The sequence below is a fragment of the Bartonella sp. CL100XZDX genome (assembly GCF_042195375.1).
Lineage (GTDB): Bacteria > Pseudomonadota > Alphaproteobacteria > Rhizobiales > Rhizobiaceae > Bartonella.
The window spans coordinates 1-1,189 of record NZ_JBHIOH010000052.1 but is presented as its reverse complement, the minus strand read 5'-3'; the positions used below and the strand labels follow the sequence as shown (position 1 = coordinate 1,189).

The following is a 1,189-nucleotide window of genomic DNA, read 5'->3' as shown; positions in this document are numbered from 1 at the left end:
AATGGCGAAGAGCAAGTTTGAACGAACAAAACCGCATGTTAATATTGGTACGATTGGTCACGTTGATCATGGGAAGACCTCTTTGACAGCAGCGATTACGAAATATTTTGGTGAATTTAAAGCCTATGACCAAATTGATGCTGCGCCAGAGGAGCGCGCACGTGGAATTACTATTTCTACAGCACACGTTGAGTATGAAACGGAAAATCGTCACTATGCGCACGTTGATTGTCCGGGACACGCTGATTATGTGAAAAACATGATCACAGGGGCAGCACAGATGGATGGTGCTATTTTGGTTGTTTCAGCAGCTGATGGTCCAATGCCTCAGACACGTGAGCATATTTTGCTTGCGCGTCAGGTTGGTGTTCCAGCAATTGTTGTTTTTCTTAATAAAGTTGATCAGGTTGATGATGCAGAACTTTTGGAGCTTGTAGAGCTTGAGGTTCGGGAACTTTTATCCAAGTATGATTTCCCAGGTGATGATATACCAATTGTTAAGGGTTCTGCGTTGGCAGCCCTTGAAGATAAGGATAAGAGCATTGGTGAAGATGCTGTTCGTCTTTTAATGAGTGAAGTTGATAATTATATTCCAACCCCTGAACGTCCTGTTGATCAACCATTTTTGATGCCGATAGAAGATGTATTTTCGATTTCGGGTCGTGGAACCGTTGTTACGGGTCGTGTTGAGCGTGGTGTTATTAAAGTTGGAGAGGAAATCGAGATTATCGGTATTCGTCCAACATCTAAGACGACGGTTACAGGTGTTGAAATGTTCCGCAAGCTTTTAGATCAAGGTCAAGCGGGTGATAATATAGGAGCTCTTCTACGTGGTGTTGATCGTGAAGGGATTGAGCGTGGTCAGGTATTGGCGAAGCCAGGATCTGTTACACCTCATACGCGTTTTAAAGCAGAAGCTTACATTTTGACAAAAGATGAAGGTGGACGTCATACGCCATTTTTCACGAATTATCGTCCTCAGTTTTACTTCCGTACGACGGATGTTACAGGTATTGTTACGCTTCCAGAAGGAACGGAAATGGTTATGCCAGGTGACAATGTTGCGATGGATGTTTCGTTGATCGTTCCGATAGCGATGGAAGAGAAACTTCGTTTTGCTATTCGTGAAGGTGGTCGTACTGTTGGTGCCGGTATCGTCTCTAAGATCATTGAATAAATAATGCTTGTT

1 protein-coding gene is annotated in these 1,189 nt (G+C 43.4%); it reads left to right on the top strand.

The window, feature by feature from the left end:
* Position 1 precedes the first annotated feature (1 nt).
* Positions 2-1,177 (top strand): elongation factor Tu, encoded by a 1,176-nt coding sequence (tuf, locus tag ACFILU_RS05850; RefSeq protein WP_012755022.1) that lies wholly within the window; start codon positions 2-4, stop codon positions 1,175-1,177.
* Positions 1,178-1,189 lie beyond the last annotated feature (12 nt).